The following is a 17,609-nucleotide window of genomic DNA, read 5'->3' on the forward strand; positions in this document are numbered from 1 at the left end:
AAATGATCCGCTTCGGTCTTCTCTTTTATACAACACGCCGTTCATCCCAAATTGAATGGATTAAATAGGTATATTACGTTAACTTTATAGGTAACCCGTTATTATGCAATCAAGAGATATTTTTTCCCTGGCATACCGTTCTGTAACCAGCAACAAGTTGCGCACAGGCCTTACTGTGTCTATCATTGCATTGGGTATCACGGTGCTTGTAGGGATCCTTACGGCAATCGACAGCATGAAGAGCAGTATCTACAGCAGTTTTGCAAGTATGGGCGCCAACAGTTTTTCTATCCGTAACCGCGGGATGCAGGTGCATATCGGGGATGACGACAGGAAGGCTTCTAAAGGAAACAAGAATATAAAAAAGGTAAAAAAATCCAACAGCAATAAAATTATCCGTTACCAGGAAGCCGTAGCATTCCGCGACCGTTATACGTTTCCTGCTACCGTTAGTGTGTCTTTCCAGGCTACCGGTATTGCCACCGTTTACAAGGATGATAAGAAAACCAATCCAAATGTACAGGTAATAGGAGGTGATGAGCACTATCTCCAGATCTCCAATTATGAAATTTCACAGGGAAGGGATTTTAACCAGCTGGATGTACAATCCGGAAGAAATGTAGCGATACTGGGAGTTGATGTAGCGGAAAAACTCTTTGGTAAGCAATTAAAGAATATAGTGAATAATACCATCCGGGTAGGGGATATCCGCTACCGGGTAATAGGTGTACTGGCGTCTAAGGGCAGCAGTAAAATGATGAGTGCAGATAACGTGGTGATCACCACGGTGAATAATACCCGCAGGGTATTTAACCGCCCCAATGCCAGTTACCAGATCGCAGTGGCCGTGAAAGATATTAAGCAGATGGATGCCGCCCAGGGAGAAGCCATTGGGCTTTTCCGCATTATACGGGGATTGAATATCAATGAAGAAGATAATTTTGAGATCAGCAAGAGCGATAGTATCGCAGAAATGCTCTTTTCCAGTTTGGGTAAGGTAAACCTCTTTGCTATTGTGATAGCTTTTATTACACTGTTTGGTTCTGCTATCGGGCTGATGAATATAATGCTGGTGTCTGTAGCGGAAAGAACGCGTGAAATAGGCGTTACCAAAGCGCTGGGAGCTACCAGTCATGTGGTACGCACCCAGTTTCTGTATGAGTCCATCATTATCAGTGTGATGGGGGGACTGATCGGGGTATTTGTGGGAATGCTGCTGGGAAATATCGTTTCTGCCCTATTGGAATCTTCCTTTATTGTGCCCTGGTTCTGGATTTTTGTGGGAGTATCTATTTGTGCTGCAGTAGGGCTCGTTTCCGGTTTATACCCTGCCTATAAGGCTTCTAAATTAGATCCTATCATTGCCTTGAGATACGAATAATATTTTATTATCTTGTTGTTTTCCATGTTCATGTAAAACAACAGCTGTATGCCCTTATTAATTGTTATTGCGGCCATTCTTTTGCTGGTAATACTGGTTGCCTGGTGGCGTTTAAATACTTTCCTCTCTTTCCTTATAGTGTCTTTGCTGATGGGGCTTGCGTTGCATATGAACGTAACAGACATCACGCAGTCTATTCAAACCGGTATTGGTAAAACACTTGGTTCCCTGATTGTTGTCATTGTTTTCGGCAGTATGCTTGGAAAGCTGGTGGCGGAAAGTGGCGCGGGGCAAAAGATTGCCGGTGGTTTGATGAACCTGTTCGGGCCAAAGTATGTGCAATGGTCGCTGATGCTTACGGGTTTTATAGTAGGCATTCCTTTATTTTACAACATAGGGTTTGTATTGATGGTGCCCCTGATCTTTACAGTAGCAGCACGTACAAAATTGCCGGTAGTGTACCTGGGCATCCCCATGTTGGCGTCTCTGTCAGTTACACACGGGTATTTACCGCCGCATCCTTCTCCTACTGCTTTGATACAGCAGTTCCATGCAAATATGGGGCTTACTTTGTTATATGGCTTTATAGTAGCTGTTCCTGCTATCATCCTGGCAGGACCGGTGTTTTCACGTTTTCTGAAACACTATACCAATCCCCCGGGGCAAATGTTTGTGGCGCCTCCCATTCCTGAAGAGCAGTTACCAGGCATGTTTGTAAGTCTTTTTGCCGCGTTGCTGCCGGTATTTTTGCTGGCCATTACCGCTTTGATGAAATTATGGATATCTGCAGATACATTCTTTTTCAGGTTGGCTAACTGGTTGGGAGAGCCATTGATAGTGATGTTGCTGGCAGTACTTAACGGCATGTATTTACTGGGGTTAAGAAGAGGCATGCCCGCAAAAAAAGTAATGGTGATAATGGATGATGCCGTACGTGATGTAGCCGTTATTATCCTGGTAATAGGAGGCTCCGGTGCGCTTACGCAATTGCTGCACGACAGTAAGGTTAGCAGTTACATTGCAGCCACATTGCAGAATATGCACCTGCACCCGTTAATACTTGCCTGGGGAATAGCCGCCATTATCAGGGTGTGCATTGGATCTGCAACAGTGGCAGGCCTTACCACTGCAGGAATTGTTGCGCCAATGATAGCTGCTTCCGGTGTAAATGCCAACCTGATGGTATTGGCTACGGGAGCGGGCAGCCTGATGTTTTCACATGTGAATGACGCCGGTTTCTGGATGTTCAAGGAATACTTTAACTTAACTGTAAAAGATACGATCAAAACCTGGTCGGTAATGGAAACCATTGTGTCGGTAACCGGATTGATAGGATGCCTGATCTTAAGTTTGTTCGTATAACTTCAAAGAATATACGTAGTTAAAAAAATATTTCTTATGGAATGGTACCGGCTTACAAATATAGCGCAGGTTGATTCTCCTGCGATCGTTATTTATGAAGACAGGATAAAGGAGAATATCTCATTGTTAAAAACAATGATCGACGACGTACAACGTTTACGTATACACGTGAAAACGAGTAAGATCGCCGAAGTGGTGCAGCTGATCATGGAAGCAGGAATAACAAAGTTCAAATTTGCCACCATTGCGGAAGGAGAGATGCTGGGGATGGTAAATGCAAAGGACGCATTAATGGCTTACCAGCCGGTAGGACCAAAGATAGTACGTTTACTTGAGCTGGTGCAGAAGTATCCGCAAACTGCGTTTTCATGTGTTACAGATAACGTTGATGCCGCGCTGGCTATCAGTACGGTTTTCTCCGCACAGGGCCGCCGTTTGCCGGTGTACCTGGATCTGAATGTTGGGATGAACCGGACTGGTATTAAACCCGGAGGGGAAGCGCTGGAACTGTACAAATACCTGGATACATTACCAGGTGTGGTACCGGTAGGGCTGCATGCCTACGACGGTCACCTGCATGATACGGATATGGATATACGAAAGGAACGCTGCGATGCAGCATATGCACCCGTTGCCGAATTGGCGGAATCTATTGTAAATAATGGTTTTCCACAACCGGAAATTGTTGCGGGCGGCACGCCTACTTTTCCGGTGCATGCGGCAAGAAAAAGTGTTATCTGTGGCCCCGGTACTTTTGTTTTCTGGGATGCGGGTTACGCGGCCAACCTTCCGGAGCAAGCCTTTAAATGGGCTGCACTGGTGATCAGCCGTGTGATTTCAGTGATTGATGATGAGCATATCTGTATTGACCTTGGTCATAAATCGGTGGCAGCGGAGAACCCTCAACCGCGGGTGCAATTCCTGAATGCACCGGAGGCTATACCTGTATCACAAAGTGAAGAGCACCTGGTATTGAAGGTGGAGAATGCTGCCTTATACCCGGTAGGTACCGTGTTTTATGGAGTGCCAAAACATATTTGTCCCACGGTGGCATTATATGAAAAAGCCTACGTAGCTGCGCATAACGCGGTAACGGCTAACTGGCGTGTAATAGCGCGCGACAGGCAAATTATCATCTGAAGAAAATACAAACAAAAAAGCTATTTAAAGGAATTTTAAATAGCTTTTTTGTTTAGTAATATAATTGCGATAAAACGTTTGTATCATCAAAGGTTTTGGGCTTTAATCCCAGGAACTCTGTGTATTGTGAAAGGGTGAGCAGTGGTTTCAGTTTGGCATGTAATCCATTCTGCATACTGTTCATCTTGGTGGTATATGCTTTCAGGTTACTTTGCTGTAAGGGTTGGATATTGACTTTTTGCCGCAGGTAACTGGTCACTATATTGAGCATCCGTGGTTTCTGTGCATCTGTCAGCATCAATGATTTATCCAGTTTACTGACAATGGAGCTGGCAGTGCCTTCTATATTCATGGTGGGCGCCTGGAATGCCATAGTGATGGATGAAGGCGTAGCAAAAGCCGTATAGCAACAAGCCAGTGCCATTAATAAACCAGCGGTGAACAGTTTTTTCATGAGACGTGGATTTGATGTTATTGATCTCTCTAAATATACTGAATAGTGTTATTGCATCACCATTTTTACATAGCGTATTTGTGTATTTCCTTCTTCATCGATGGTAATGTATTCAGACAGAACAGTTTTGTTATTGATCCAGTGTACAAGACCGGGACCCCAGTCGTCAATACTGGCTTCTCCCACTGCTTTTATGTCGTTACCACTTACGGAAAACAATTGAAACCCATTCGGGTCAAAGGCGGCTACCAGGTCCATTGATGCGGTGAGGATATATTTTTTATCCGGTGAAATTGCAGGGGCAGACCAGGTTACCATGGAATCGCCATTCAGGACATTCACCAGTTCGAAGGCGCTGCCTTCATAGTACGAAACAAAAAAGCCTTTTCTTTTAATTGAAGGATAGTTGCCGGCATAGGTGTAACCTATATAATCCTCCCCATCGCTGTTATTATTGGCCATGATCCTTTGTTTTCCATTTTCCAGCAGGATGGTCAGTTTATTGCCTTCTCTTTTCACAAGGGTATCCTTTGCCAGCACATCTGTTTCGTTGGAATCAACAGGTGCCAGCGGAAACTTATCGAAATCTGCTTTTTCGATAAAGTATACGAAGAAAGTTTTATCACCCAGCTGAACAGTATCGTCAGGAGTATTATTAATAGCAGGAGGTGTGGAATCGTTGGCAGCGGTGCTGGTTTTATCTGCTGTTTTGCTTTTGCAGCTCAATATTAGTATTGTGCATACACACAGCAGAAACCATAACTTATTCATCATCTTTTTTGTTGCGTTTGAGTATACAAATGTAAGTAATTAGAATTTCGAAAGAGGCTCAGCGGGAGAGTCTTTCTCCATCTGCTTTGGTTAAAGTAAAAAAGAAAAGATACCCGGTAAGGGCGCCGCTTAAAAATCCTGCCAGGTGCGCGGCATTATCCACACCTTGTGAAACTGCGGCGGCAATTATATTCAGCGCTATAAATAAGCCGATGTAAGCCAGGAATGCCTTCCGTATCTCGCCAGGGAAGAGGGGAGTGGTTAGTAGCGCCAGGAATACGCCGTAAATACCAAAAATAGCTCCCGATGCACCCACACCTACTGCGCTTTTATGATACCAGATGCTGACATAGTCGGATATTAATCCTGTGATCACATAGGCCAGGCCATAACGGAAACTGCGTAATACCGGTTCCAGGAATATGCCGCCAATAAATAGTCCCAGCATATTTGTAAAAAGATGTACTAGGCCCGCATGGAGGAACATACTGGTAAACAGCCGCCAATACTGATGTTGCCCGATGGTAAGTGGCCAGTAATTGGCACCGGCATGCAGCAGATGGGCTCCATCCCCCCACCATATATCCATTCCTGTTAGTATGGTGTAAAAAAACACCAGTGCGTTTATGCCGATCAGCGCCAGCGTAACCGGCATCGCCTTTAATCGGTCTGTGATTTTCATCTCCTAAAAGTTAATGAAAAAACACCAATTACGCACTATTCATATTGATATTGAAGAGCAAAATGATTATCGCTTCCAAGTTTCGTAAAACCTTCGCTGTGTAAATGTACCCATGCGCCTGCGGGATACTGCCGGCCTCCATTGTAATAGTAGGCATACTGAACAGTGGTGGAGCGTTCGTATTCCAGCAAATGCTCCTGGCAGCGGGTCTTTTCTTTTTCAGTGATCTTTACAAGAAAAGGATTACGGGCATTCAGGTGTAAAAAAGCATCCGACAGATCACCCTGTGGGGAAGGATGTACTACAGGTGCTACTGCATGGCTGAGCAGCAATTGGTTTACCAGTGGGTGCAGTGGATTAATGGAATCTTCACATTCGTACTTCGCGGTTCTTAAAGTGATGAGGGTATCTTCTTTTTTACCGGCGAAACTATCTATGCAGATGTCTTTTCGGACAGGATGCTCCGAATCATAATTCCAGCTCACCGCCTGGGTGGAATCGGAATACTTCATGGCGGCGGGTACGCCGTTCTTCCAGCGTATATTCGCCACGCGCAGAAGGCGTTCGCGGGCGTCAAAATATTCTACGGTGGCAATATTGCCATCATTATCCCAGGAAGTTACCCTGGCGCGTTCTTTTACTTCGGTGATATTATTTCCCCGGTTGAATAGTATCATCCCGGTGATCCGGTGTGAGCGATCATAGGAAAAAGTACTGATGCTGGTATCGTCCTGTTGCCGGTGGTGAACCAGTTCGGCCAGGTTGCCCTGCTGGTCGTAACGGAAGGTATACTGGGGGATATCATCGCCCTGAATACTGATGGCGATAAGCCGGGGAAGCCCCGGGCGATGATTCCTTGTACTGCAGGCAGAAGCCGTAACAATGATAATAAAGAAGCAAATAATATTTCTCATACTCATGGCGGAATATGGTATGAAAATACTAATAAGATTTGAGTTTTTGGGTAGTAGAGCTGCAGAGGTTACAAAAAGGGGAAATGATGCGTATTTTCCAAAAAAAATCCCCGGCTGATTCAGCCGGGGATTCTCTTTTTTCCAACAGGTTGGAATATTACTCAGCAACCACTTCAAATTCCAGTTCGGTTTCGTTGCCTTTACCGAAATCGAGGCGTGCTTTGTATGTACCCAGTTCTTTTACATCATCCAGGATGTGGATGCGGCGACGGTCAATTTCATAACCTTTCTGTTCTTTAATTGCACGGGCAATCTGAACACCGGTTACGCTACCGAAGATCTTACCGGAAGTACCGGTTTTAGCGCCAATTTTAACAGGAGAAGCTTTCAGTACTTCAACTACTTTCGCAATTTCAGCCAGCAGTTTCTCTTCTTTCACTTTCTGCACTTTCAGGCGTTCCTGCAGTTGCTTCATGTTAGAAGGACTCGCTTCTACCGCAAATTTCTGGGGAATCAGGAAGTTCCTGGCGTAACCATTTTTTACGTTAACCAGTTCATTCTTCTGACCCAGGTTATCTACGTCTTGTATTAAGATAATTTGCATAACTTCTTACTTTAAAAGGTCAGTAACATAAGGCAATAAAGCCATTTGACGAGCTTTCTTAATAGCCTGGGCTACTTTACGCTGAAATTTCAGGGAGTTACCCGTAATACGACGTGGCAACATCTTGCCCTGGTCGTTCAAAAATTTCTTCAAAAACTCCGCGTCTTTGTAATCTACGTACTTGATGCCCAACTTCTTGAAACGGCAATATTTCTTCTGACGTTTCTCAGTTTTTACGGCTGTTAAGTACTTGATTTCTTGTTTAGGTTTAACTGCCATAATTTTAAGCTTCAGTGGTTTTAGATTCAGCATTCACCCCATGTCTTTTGCGACCGTTGTAAGCAACAGCGTGCTTATCCAGTGCAGTAATCATGTGACGTAATACATTTTCATCGCGATTCAGCTGGATTTTCAGCTTCTCATTGAGGTCGGATGGCGCATTGTATTCCAGAACAACATACATTCCTGTAGTTTTTTTCCGGATAGGATACGCCAGTGATCTTAATCCCCAGGGATTTTCGTGCGTGATTTCGCCGCCGTTATCTTTAATGATATCAGCGAACTTCTTTTGGGCGGCTTTGTAGTCGTCCTCAGAAAGCACAGGGGTAAAGATCACCATCAATTCGTAGTTCATAATTCCCTGTTTTAAATGGTTTAATTAAAAAATTAGGACCGCAAAGATACAGAACTATTCCTTATTTCCACGCAGGAACGGCCGATTTCCCTAAATATCTTGCCTTTTATCGAGAATAATGCGTAATTGGTTGATAACCAAATGTAAGAAGCCGTCCCGGTTTTACGGAACGGCTTCTTTTGCATGGTTTTTTCAAAAAAGCTTAACGGTTAATGAGAATCTTTGTTACCTGCACCTGCTCGCCGGACTGTATCCTCAGGAAATAGATACCCGATGGCAGCTGGTCAACAGCTATGGTCCTGTAGTTCCGGCCTTTAATCAGCGCGGTTCTGCCCTGGTAGCGAACCCGGCCCTGTACATCTATCAGCGCCACGCTGGCATCGCCGCTGCGGGGCCAGTCGAGCCAATACTGCAACTGTTGCCCAAATATGCACCATAACAATTTCAGCCAGGAATTCCCGCCGGTAACCAATACCATTTTAACCGGGCTGTACCTTACGGTGCTATCCAGGCCGGTTATTTTTAAACGGTAAGCAGAAAATCCGGGCCATGGCCGCTCATCATAGGAAATATAATCAGATCTTTCAGCACTGCTGCCCTGCGCCATCACTGTATCCACCGGCTCATAGGTCCGGAGGTTCCGGGAACGCTCTACCACAAAATTACTGCTGTTGATTTCATAAGGAGTATGCCAGCTAACCAGCACTTTGCCCCCGTCGGCCTTTGCATCAAAGTTTTCTACCGGTAACGGGTTGGCTAAAATACCCAGGTTATAGCGGCTCAATACGGGGTAATGATCTGTGGTAGTAGTACCGTAACTGCTTACCAGCCCGGCCACCTGGGCTTGGATCCGTGCAGATGCCGGTAAATACGCAACGCCCACTTCGTTGGAACTGAGCACATTATCTATCACCGATGCATAACTTACCGTAGAACGCTGGCCGGATAAGCTTAACGGCAGGGTCAATGGCCGGTAATTAATGCTGTCGCGGATAAAGTCGATATAAGAAGTGGTGGTATCCGGCAATAATTCTGTCGTAATTGTTTTGGACAGATCATCATTAAAATCTCCCAGCATAATAATGTTACTGTACGGATATTGCAGATCCAGTGTGTCTTTCAATTCCTTTAGCCCGTCTTTACGCCTGTTCCAGGAGGCAATCTTTTCCGGCTTGGTACCTGTATTGGCCTTGGCATGTAACAAAATGAACCTGATCCGGGCGGAATCATTACCCAGTTTCGCGGTAGCTTCCATTTCGTAAGGGAACCTGCCGGACGACCAGTTATAGTAAGCGTTACTGCTGCCACCCTGTCTTAATATACCATAGGTGCTGATCTTCCTGATGACAGCGGTTTTATATAAAAATGCCAGCTTCTGCGCTGCTACGTAATCAACGTCCGTGGTGCTATCGGCATAGGAGCCATAATCAGACAATACATAGCTGTATCCTGGTAACTGGCTTACCACTGCGCGGAAACGGGCAGTATCCACCACTTCAGCCAGTGCAAAAATGTCCGCATCCAGCTTTTTAAGGATAGTGGTTACATTGGCCTGCTGCAAACTGTCGTTGGCCGGGTTCTGAGCCGGGCTTCCAAACCATTCTATATTCCAGTTAACCACTTTCAGTGACCGTAATGAAGTACCACTGAGGGCAACAGAACGGCCAGCGAACCCGGTGGAATTAAATGTGAGGTTGCCGCTGTAAGCCTGGTCTGCAGCTGTGGGTGCGAACTTTACCCATACTTCTTCCGGACCTTCGGCCAATGTTGCAGCCGTAAAAGTTAACTGGCTGCCGTAACTACCGCTACTGTCTGCCGATACTTTGAAACCGGCGGGGGCGGTGATTTTCAGATCTCCGGTAAAATCATTGGCCCAGAAGCTGATGCGTTGCGCTTCTGATGTTTGTCCTGATTTCACATAATCAAAATCAATGGCGGCGGGGCTGTTGTTCAGGCTGGGCGCCGGCGCTGCGGTGGTATCTGTAAGACTGAAATCATCAATGGTCCATCGTGCGGCCTGCACAGCAGGGCCTGAAGTATAAACAAAAGCAATATAAACTGCAGATTGCTTATAGGCAGCGAGATTAATACCGGAAGACAAGGTCCACACATCGCTGGCAGTTTCAGGGAAACGGCCGTTCAGTGCTGTCCATGTGGCATTGCGGGGATCGCCGCTGCCGGAGTAATTGGTAGAAACCCGCAGGCTGAGTGCCGGCCCGGCAAATGCAGTGCGGCTGGAGAATTGCAGCAACGGGAACTGCATTCCTGTAAGATCGAATGCAGGAGATATCAGCCAGTCTTCATTTTCAACCGCACCTCCGCTGTAACCGTTTATCTGCACACCATTGGTGTTTTGCTGTCCGAAATTGGTACAGCCCCATAGCTGTGCACCAGTCACACTGTATTGTGTAAAGCCTCCGCTCAGCTGGCTGCTGCCAACCGGCGTACAGTCGTTGAAGTTATAGCTCAGCTCCTGGTTCCCCGTAGTAAAATGCCATTGTGTGCTATCTCTGATCCCGGCAAAGTCGTTATCCGACAGGTCCTTCACGATCCCGCTATCCAGTGTAATATAATAATGACGGCGGGGTTGCAGGATATGCTTCAGTGTAAGCGTGTTATTATTGATAATAACTGCGTTGCCGGTTACAGGGAAACTGTCTGTTATCCCGCTGTTGCTGTTGTGCAGCCTGATATACCCGTTGCCTGCTTTTATATTTTCGCTGAAAGTAATTTCGGGAGATATAACAGGCGATACATCTGCAGCTGAATTAGCCGGTTCCAGGGAGCTGATTACCGGCGGAGTGGTATCCCGGCCACTTCCCGATGCAGCTATATTGTCAACCGCAAATCCCGGCCTGGAGCCGGCACCGCTGATCTGACGGTTTACCCAGCGCAGTTGTACTACTGCCTGGTTACTACATTCCGGCGGCAGTGTTATCAGCACATTCACCAGGTGTTGAGGTACGGTAACACCGGAACCCGTTTGCTGGATAGTGTCGTTCTGGTAAGCAGTTTCGCCAATACTTGTGAAGGTACCGGCAATGCCTATACGATATTGTACCACTACCTCATTGATCCTGGTGTTGGAACTACCATCGTAAGGATTCCTGATTGTCATAACGTCATAGGCTAAACGCACATTTTGCTGACCGCTGGTATTAAGGGATAGTACCAGTGAATTGTCGGCGCTGCCACTGTTTAAGAATCCCAGTTTGCCGGCATAATTATAAACACCATTGGCGGTAGAGGATGCGCTGCCGCTTATCAGCGGTTTGTCCGAAGCAGGGGCGGCCGTATTAAAACTACCGGATGGGCTGCCGCTCAGCAGCCATCCCTGCCATCCTGCAGGATATACCGTAGCAGACGAGGGCAAGGCATCGAAATTCTGCTCATAAGGCAAGGGCTGCGCCGCCGGATTTGTTTGGGCGCTCGCATTGCCGCAAACAAGAGAGGCAATAAGTAATAAAGAAAGTAGAGGTTTTTCCATAGTAATTTTTGAAAAATGGGGAATCAGATTTCGGTACAATAAATCTACTGAATAAACCGTTGCCCCGGATTTTTCAGATATGATTATTTTGTTAATTTGAAGGAATGTAACATGGCTCTTTTTTTACATTTGTTTTGAAGCTGCCCTTTTTACAGCATTTCTAACCAGGGATAAACAATCCGGGCGGAATATTTCCCATCCTGTTTGTATTCTATGGTTTTGAGAGGGGTTACTTGTCATCTTGTCAGCCTTAGCCCTGCTGGCATACACTTTGGAAAAGGTCTGTAAAAAAATCAGATAATCAATGCAAAAAGGTGCAATACGTGTTCAGACAGAGAACATCTTTCCGATTATAAAAAAGTTCCTGTATTCAGATCATGAAATTTTTATCCGCGAACTGGTAAGTAACGCCGTGGATGCTACCCAGAAATTGAAAACCCTGGCCAGTGTGGGAGAATTCAAAGGAGAGCTGGGCGACATTGCTATTGATGTAAGAGTAGATAAGGAAAAGAAAACCATCACTATTGCAGATCACGGTATCGGTATGACTGCTGAGGAAGTAGATAAATATATTAATCAGGTAGCTTTCTCAGGTGCGGAAGAATTTCTGAAAAAATATAAAGGACAGGAGAACGGCACTAATATCATCGGGCATTTTGGACTTGGATTTTATTCATCTTTTATGGTGAGCAGCCAGGTGGAAATCTTCTCAAAATCATGGAAGGAGGAAGCGCCTGCCGTACGTTGGGAATGCGATGGAAGCCCTGAGTATGAACTGGAAGAGATCAGCAAGGCCGACAGGGGAACCGAAATTGTAATGCACATCAATGAAGAAAGTGAAGAGTTCCTGGAAGATGGACGTATTCGTACCATTCTCGAAAAGTTCTGTAAGTTCCTGCCTGTTCCTGTTACCTTTGAAGGCACACAGATCAATAATACTACTCCGGCCTGGACAAAGAAGCCAAGCGAATTAACTACAGAAGATTACCAGAATTTCTACAAAGAATTATACCCGTTTGCGGAACCTCCTTTATTCTGGATCCACCTGAATGTCGACTATCCGTTTAATCTCACCGGTATCCTTTATTTTCCGAAGATCAATAAGAGTTATGAAATGCAGAAAGATAAGATCAATCTGTATTCCAACCAGGTGTATGTAACAGATGAAGTGAAGGATATTGTTCCGGAATTCCTGATGCTGCTGCATGGTGTGATCGATAGCCCGGATATTCCGCTGAACGTTAGCCGCAGTTACCTGCAGGGTGATCCTAATGTGAAAAAGATCAACGCGCATATCACAAAGAAAGTAGCGGATAAACTGGATGAGATATTCCGTAATGACCGTGCTTCCTTTGAAGAAAAATGGGATTCCATCGGCCTGTTTGTCAAGTATGGTATGATGACCGACGACAAGTTCATGGAAAAGGCCAATAAGTTCCTTATCATGGAAGATGTGGATGGTGGTAAATTCTATACGCAGGAAGAATACCGCACCGCCACCGAAGCGCTGCAAACCAATAAGGAAAAGAAACTGGTGATATTGTATGCTACTAACCCGGTACAGCAGGACAGCTATGTACAGGCAGCAAAAAATAAAGGATTTAAAGTAGTGAAGATGGAAACGTTGGTGGATGCGGCATTCATCAATAACATGGAAATGAAATGGGAGAATATTTCCTTTACCCGTGTAGATGCAGATATTGCTGATAACCTGATCGATAAAGAAGAAAACACGACTATCGTATTATCTGCTGAACAGGAAAATACATTGAAGGAGCTGTTTGGTAACCAGGTAACACAACCCAATATTAAGGTAGAAATGAAAGGGCTCAGCGCTGAAGCACAACCGGTAATTGTAACCCGTCCTGAGCTGATGCGTCGTATGAAAGATATGGCGGCTATGGGCGGTGGTGGAATGAACTGGTATGCAAATATGCCTGATGAAATAAATATGACCATCAATGCAAATCATCCGGTTTATACACAGATCCTGAAAGAAAATGACAACGCGTTGCAGCAGAAGCAGATAAAGAATCTGGCGGACCTGGCATTATTATCGCAGAATTTACTGACGGGCGCAGATCTCACTGCATTTGTGAACAGAAGCGTGGAATTGATGGGCGAAAAAAAGTAATAACACTACACAATAAATAAATTGACAGTATTTATTCTTTTTAGTTTTTATTTGTAGCGGGATGCCCATCTGAATAAAGAAACTGAAGGAAGAAAATATTGTAAAAACCTGTCCTCCGGCTCATGCCGGGGGACTTTTAGTTTGTAGTAGTTATATGAAAAAAAGAGCAATTAAAATTTTGTGCCATGTCTTTGTGCTGAGTGCGCTCGCACTTTTTTCCTGTTCAAAAACTGAAACAGCTAACCCGGTACAGGTTAATCCGCCGGGAGACACCATACTGGTTAATCCACCGCCAGCAGCCGGAGATACGTTCCCTCCACAGCAAACAGGTATCACAGTGCAAAAGATAGACACCAAAGGCGGGAATATCAGTAATTATGTGCTTTATATCCCTGATGGTTATAATGAGAAGAAAGATTATAAATGGCCCATCGTGATTTTTCTTCATGGGGTAGGGGAAATGGGGAATAATATTGATGTGATAAAGCAGGTGGGACTGGTAAAAGTAGCAGCAGGGAAACCATTTGTGATCATAGCGCCGCAATGCCTCAGCGGCTGGTGGAACCCGCAATACCTGGATATCTTATATAAGGAAGTGGTTAATAAATATCATGTGGATCTTACGAGGGTATATCTTACAGGGCTGAGTATGGGAGGTTATGGGACCTGGGACTGGAGCTCCGCACATCCTGAAAAATTTGCCGCCATTGTTCCTATCAGCGGTGGGGGGGATATAAACCGGATGAAGAATCTGAAAACTATGCCTATATGGGTTTTCCATTCGGCTGATGATCCTACTGTAAATGTGGAGAATTCACGTACCCTGGTGCAGCAGTTGAGGGCCCTGGGGAATAATGTTCAGTATACAGAATATCCAACCGGCGGGCATGATGCCTGGACAAGAGCATATGCTAACAAGGATCTTTACACCTGGTTGCTGAAGCAGCATAAATAAAAGGAAGGCTTGTTTCTCAGAAACAAGCCTTCCTTTTATCAATTATTTGAAGAGGTTCTGATATCAATCACTTTTAACTGGAGGGAAGTTTGTCCGTTCCATTCATTTTCATCTAGGGTAAATACCATATCAAACGGCTTTTTTCCTGCCATCAAGGGAAATTTATCTGCCATATAAAAGCCGATCCCCGACATAGTTGGACCATATCTTCCCTGTTTTACAGAAAATTTGATATGGTCATCTTTTACAATCTTCGAATAGCCGTTATCCACCAGGTTCCTGGCAAGAAAAACAGGACGGAGGTTTTCCGGTCCCAATGGCTCAAATTGCCGGAGAATATTATAAAATGCAGGTGTGATTTCCTGGAACTGGATTTCGGTATCAATTACAATTTCCGGTACCAGCTGATCCGGGTGGATGGTTCGTGCCACCACTTCTTCGAAACGTTCCTGGAATGCTTTTACATTTTCCGTTTTAAGTGTCATCCCTGCTGCGTAAAAATGCCCTCCGTAGTTTTCAAGGAGATCTTTACACTGGTGAATTGCCTCATAAACGTTGAAGCCCATTACAGAACGGGCGGATCCTGCAACCTTATCATTCGATTGGGTTAGGATAATGGTGGGACGGTAGTAGTACTTATCGATCAGCCGGGAAGCCACAATGCCTACCACGCCTTTGTGCCAGTGTGCCTGGTAAAGCACAGTTGATTTCCTGCGGGCAATGTCTGCATCATTTTGTAGCAACACAATTGCTTCCTGGGTAATGGTGCTGTCAATTTCTTTCCTGTCGAAATTATCCGAATGAAGCACAGCTGCAATGGCAGCGGCTTTCTCTACATCATTTTCGATGAAGAGATTAACTGCTTTCCGGGCATCATCCATTCTGCCGGCAGCGTTTACACGCGGGGCGATAACAAATACCAGGTTGGCGATAGTTAACTTTTCTTTCAGTGCGCTGAGGGTGATCAGTGCTTTAATACCGGGCAGCGGATCTTCATTTACTTTTACAAGACCATGAAAGGCCAGTATCCTGTTTTCCCCGGTCATTGGAACAATGTCGGCTGCAATACTGGTAGCAACCAGGTCCAGGAATTTATTGGCTTCCGATTGGGGAAGGCCTCTTTTTTGTGCGAAAGCAGAAATCAGTTTGTAACCAATTCCGCATCCGCTAAGTTCTTTATAGGGATAGGGGCAGTCGTGCTGCTTCGGGTTCAGAATGGCCACAGCAGGAGGCAGTACAGCATCGGGCAAATGGTGATCACAGATGATAAAGTCGATGCCCCATTCTTTTGCCATGCTGATATGTTCCACCGATTTGATGCCACAGTCGAGCGCAATGATCAGGCTGAAATCATTGTCCCTGGCATATTCAATACCCTGCATGGAAATACCGTATCCCTCGCGGTAACGGTGCGGAATATAAAATTCAATATTGGTGTAGAGCTTTTGCAGAAAGGCGTATACAGTGGCAACTGCGGTGGTGCCGTCTACATCATAATCTCCATAGACCAATATTTTTTCGTGTTGGAAAAAAGCCAGTTCAATTCTGGAAATGGCTTTATCCATATCTTTCATCTGCCAGGGATCATGAAGGTCTTCCAGTGTAGGGCGGAAAAATTGCCGGGCAGCCTCATAGTTGGTTACATTGCGTTGCACCAGTAACCGGCATAACAGCGGATGTATGCGTAATGATGACTGTAGTAACTGTTCCTGATTTGGTTGATATGCCTTTACCGTCCAGCGTTTTTGCATTATTATATTTTAAAGGCCTAAGCTTTACGCTTCTTCCGCATATTACATTATTTTTTATTCTTACTAAAATGTTCTGTCGGTTGTAAATCGCACCAGGGATTCTAAACCGTTCCTGACTGCGTTTTCAGGAAATTTATTTAAGATGGCAAGGGCTTCGTCCCGGTATTCAAACATTTTCTGCCTGGTGTAGTCAATACCGCCAGAAGCTTTTACCAGGCGGATCACTTCTTCCACGCGGTCTTTCTCTGTATTGTGATTTTTCACTATATTAATAATCTTTCTTCTTATTTCGGTAGAAGCGTGTTCCAGGGTATAGATCAGGGGGAGGGTCATTTTTTTCTCACGGATATCGATGCCGGTTGGTTTCCCGATTTTGGCGGAACCGTAGTCGAACAGGTCATCCTTAATCTGGAAGGCGATGCCTACTTTTTCGCCGAAAAGGCGCATTTGTTCCGTGGTATGATCGTCGTTGCTGCTGCTCCATGCGCCCGCAGCGCAGGCGGAAGCCAGTAATGAGGCTGTTTTGCGGCGGATGATCTCGAAGTAAATATCTTCCTTAATATTAAGTTTCCTGGTTTTTTCAATCTGCAACAGCTCACCTTCACTCATTTCTTTTACGGCTTCCGATAATATCTGTAAGGTCCGGAAATCATTGTTGTTGAGGGATAGCAGCAGTCCTTTTGACAGGAGGTAGTCGCCTACCAGTACAGCAATTTTATTTTTCCAGAGGGCATTAATAGAAAAAAGGCCGCGGCGTTCGTTGGCGTCATCCACTACATCATCGTGCACCAGTGTGGCAGTATGGAGCAGTTCCACCAGCGCCGCTGCGCGGTAAGTGCTTTCCTGGATATTGTCACTGAAAAGTTTTGCGGATAATAAAACAAACATGGGCCTGATCTGCTTTCCCTTGCGTTTTACAATATAATGCATGATCCGGTCCAGTAATGGCACATGACTTTTTACTGAATCTGCGAATTTACTTTCAAAATCCTGTAATTCTTTACCTATCAGGTGTTTAATATCGTCCATGAATTAAATAAAAAGGATTGCTAAGCTAGCTTTTATAAATCATATTTTAACATTTTGGCCTCTAATTTGTATAGTGAGTATAACATTCCTTTAACAGGAGTTAAGGAATCCTTTAACAAGAGATATACATATCCTTAACTTAACTGGATTTAAGGTATATAAATACTTTCATTTAAGCTCTAATTTTGAGGGACTTATCAATGAAAATAATATTGCAAGAAAAATTTGTATATTCATTTATGATATTTACCTTTGCTAGGTAAAAAACGGGTTATTAGTAAATTTTTAACAGTTTTTAATAAAAAAAACAA

General features: G+C 44.8%; 15 protein-coding genes. 5 read left to right on the forward strand and 10 right to left on the reverse strand.

Features of this window, described 5'->3' with window-relative positions:
* The first annotated feature begins 103 nt into the window (after nucleotides 1–103).
* The 3 genes from ABIE50_RS07330 to ABIE50_RS07340 are packed head-to-tail and all read left to right on the forward strand — an operon-like array spanning nucleotide 104 to nucleotide 3,883.
* A complete protein-coding gene (locus ABIE50_RS07330) occupies nucleotides 104–1,381 on the forward strand; it encodes an ABC transporter permease (RefSeq protein ID WP_209866845.1) in 1,278 nt (425 codons plus the stop codon).
* Nucleotides 1,382–1,429: 48 nt separating this feature from the next.
* Nucleotides 1,430–2,743 (forward strand): gluconate:H+ symporter, encoded by a 1,314-nt coding sequence (locus tag ABIE50_RS07335; RefSeq protein ID WP_209866847.1) that lies wholly within the window; start codon nucleotides 1,430–1,432, stop codon nucleotides 2,741–2,743.
* A 36-nt stretch (nucleotides 2,744–2,779) separates the two neighbouring features.
* Nucleotides 2,780–3,883, forward strand: coding sequence for a D-TA family PLP-dependent enzyme (locus ABIE50_RS07340; protein ID WP_209866849.1), 1,104 nt, complete (start codon nucleotides 2,780–2,782; stop codon nucleotides 3,881–3,883).
* A gap of 52 nt (nucleotides 3,884–3,935) precedes the next feature.
* On the opposite strand, the gene ABIE50_RS07345 is transcribed toward ABIE50_RS07340, so the two are convergent.
* The 8 genes from ABIE50_RS07345 to ABIE50_RS07380 form a co-directional block, all read right to left on the reverse strand.
* Nucleotides 3,936–4,337 (reverse strand): hypothetical protein, encoded by a 402-nt coding sequence (locus tag ABIE50_RS07345; protein WP_209866850.1) that lies wholly within the window; start codon nucleotides 4,335–4,337, stop codon nucleotides 3,936–3,938.
* Nucleotides 4,338–4,385: 48 nt separating this feature from the next.
* Nucleotides 4,386–5,063, reverse strand: coding sequence for a hypothetical protein (locus ABIE50_RS07350; protein WP_209866852.1), 678 nt, complete (start codon nucleotides 5,061–5,063; stop codon nucleotides 4,386–4,388).
* 103 nt (nucleotides 5,064–5,166) lie between these two features.
* A complete protein-coding gene (locus tag ABIE50_RS07355; RefSeq protein ID WP_209866854.1) occupies nucleotides 5,167–5,790 on the reverse strand; it encodes a rhomboid family intramembrane serine protease in 624 nt (207 codons plus the stop codon).
* Between the two features lie 35 nt (nucleotides 5,791–5,825).
* Nucleotides 5,826–6,704, reverse strand: a complete 879-nt coding sequence (locus ABIE50_RS07360; protein WP_209866856.1) for a hypothetical protein — start codon at nucleotides 6,702–6,704, stop codon at nucleotides 5,826–5,828.
* A 157-nt stretch (nucleotides 6,705–6,861) separates the two neighbouring features.
* The gene (gene rplI, locus ABIE50_RS07365) at nucleotides 6,862–7,308 is read right to left on the reverse strand and encodes a 50S ribosomal protein L9 (protein WP_106527275.1); all 447 of its coding nucleotides are present in this window, start codon (nucleotides 7,306–7,308) and stop codon (nucleotides 6,862–6,864) included.
* 6 nt (nucleotides 7,309–7,314) lie between these two features.
* The gene (gene rpsR / locus ABIE50_RS07370) at nucleotides 7,315–7,587 is read right to left on the reverse strand and encodes a 30S ribosomal protein S18 (protein WP_079470050.1); all 273 of its coding nucleotides are present in this window, start codon (nucleotides 7,585–7,587) and stop codon (nucleotides 7,315–7,317) included.
* Nucleotides 7,588–7,591: 4 nt separating this feature from the next.
* The gene (rpsF, locus tag ABIE50_RS07375) at nucleotides 7,592–7,942 is read right to left on the reverse strand and encodes a 30S ribosomal protein S6 (protein WP_260607339.1); all 351 of its coding nucleotides are present in this window, start codon (nucleotides 7,940–7,942) and stop codon (nucleotides 7,592–7,594) included.
* A 202-nt stretch (nucleotides 7,943–8,144) separates the two neighbouring features.
* On the reverse strand, nucleotides 8,145–11,429 hold the full coding sequence (locus ABIE50_RS07380; protein ID WP_209866857.1) for an Ig-like domain-containing protein: 3,285 nt from the start codon (nucleotides 11,427–11,429) through the stop codon (nucleotides 8,145–8,147).
* Nucleotides 11,430–11,733: 304 nt separating this feature from the next.
* On the opposite strand from ABIE50_RS07380, the gene htpG reads away from it, so the two are divergent.
* Nucleotides 11,734–13,563: a molecular chaperone HtpG gene (htpG, locus tag ABIE50_RS07385; RefSeq protein WP_209866859.1), complete on the forward strand. Its 1,830-nt coding sequence runs from the start codon at nucleotides 11,734–11,736 to the stop codon at nucleotides 13,561–13,563.
* Between the two features lie 154 nt (nucleotides 13,564–13,717).
* Nucleotides 13,718–14,518, forward strand: coding sequence for a carboxylesterase family protein (locus ABIE50_RS07390; RefSeq protein ID WP_209866861.1), 801 nt, complete (start codon nucleotides 13,718–13,720; stop codon nucleotides 14,516–14,518).
* Nucleotides 14,519–14,556: 38 nt separating this feature from the next.
* Here the strand turns inward: ABIE50_RS07390 and recJ are convergent, their stop codons facing one another.
* Nucleotides 14,557–16,269 carry a single-stranded-DNA-specific exonuclease RecJ gene (recJ, locus tag ABIE50_RS07395; RefSeq protein ID WP_142683760.1) on the reverse strand — a complete coding sequence of 571 codons (1,713 nt, stop codon included), beginning with the start codon at nucleotides 16,267–16,269 and terminating at the stop codon, nucleotides 14,557–14,559.
* 63 nt (nucleotides 16,270–16,332) lie between these two features.
* Complete coding sequence (locus ABIE50_RS07400; protein ID WP_209866862.1) at nucleotides 16,333–17,298, reverse strand: polyprenyl synthetase family protein; 966 nt, start codon at nucleotides 17,296–17,298, stop codon at nucleotides 16,333–16,335.
* Between the last annotated feature and the right edge of the window lie 311 nt (nucleotides 17,299–17,609).

The organism is Chitinophaga sp. OAE865 (assembly GCF_040546735.1).
Classification (GTDB): Bacteria; Bacteroidota; Bacteroidia; order Chitinophagales; family Chitinophagaceae; genus Chitinophaga; species Chitinophaga polysaccharea_A.

Excerpts from the sequence above, each read along its gene's own strand:
- htpG (WP_209866859.1), top strand. The coding sequence starts at position 11,734 with ATGCAAAAAGGTGCAATACGTGTTCAGACAGAGAACATCTTTCCGATT.
- ABIE50_RS07360 (WP_209866856.1), bottom strand. The coding sequence starts at position 6,704 with ATGAGAAATATTATTTGCTTCTTTATTATCATTGTTACGGCTTCTGCC.
- ABIE50_RS07340 (WP_209866849.1), top strand. The coding sequence starts at position 2,780 with ATGGAATGGTACCGGCTTACAAATATAGCGCAGGTTGATTCTCCTGCG.
- ABIE50_RS07400 (WP_209866862.1), bottom strand. The coding sequence starts at position 17,298 with ATGGACGATATTAAACACCTGATAGGTAAAGAATTACAGGATTTTGAA.
- ABIE50_RS07390 (WP_209866861.1), top strand. The coding sequence starts at position 13,718 with ATGAAAAAAAGAGCAATTAAAATTTTGTGCCATGTCTTTGTGCTGAGT.
- ABIE50_RS07345 (WP_209866850.1), bottom strand. The coding sequence starts at position 4,337 with ATGAAAAAACTGTTCACCGCTGGTTTATTAATGGCACTGGCTTGTTGC.
- rpsF (WP_260607339.1), bottom strand. The coding sequence starts at position 7,942 with ATGAACTACGAATTGATGGTGATCTTTACCCCTGTGCTTTCTGAGGAC.
- rpsR (WP_079470050.1), bottom strand. The coding sequence starts at position 7,587 with ATGGCAGTTAAACCTAAACAAGAAATCAAGTACTTAACAGCCGTAAAA.
- ABIE50_RS07335 (WP_209866847.1), top strand. The coding sequence starts at position 1,430 with ATGCCCTTATTAATTGTTATTGCGGCCATTCTTTTGCTGGTAATACTG.
- recJ (WP_142683760.1), bottom strand. The coding sequence starts at position 16,269 with ATGCAAAAACGCTGGACGGTAAAGGCATATCAACCAAATCAGGAACAG.
- rplI (WP_106527275.1), bottom strand. The coding sequence starts at position 7,308 with ATGCAAATTATCTTAATACAAGACGTAGATAACCTGGGTCAGAAGAAT.
- ABIE50_RS07380 (WP_209866857.1), bottom strand. The coding sequence starts at position 11,429 with ATGGAAAAACCTCTACTTTCTTTATTACTTATTGCCTCTCTTGTTTGC.
- ABIE50_RS07330 (WP_209866845.1), top strand. The coding sequence starts at position 104 with ATGCAATCAAGAGATATTTTTTCCCTGGCATACCGTTCTGTAACCAGC.
- ABIE50_RS07355 (WP_209866854.1), bottom strand. The coding sequence starts at position 5,790 with ATGAAAATCACAGACCGATTAAAGGCGATGCCGGTTACGCTGGCGCTG.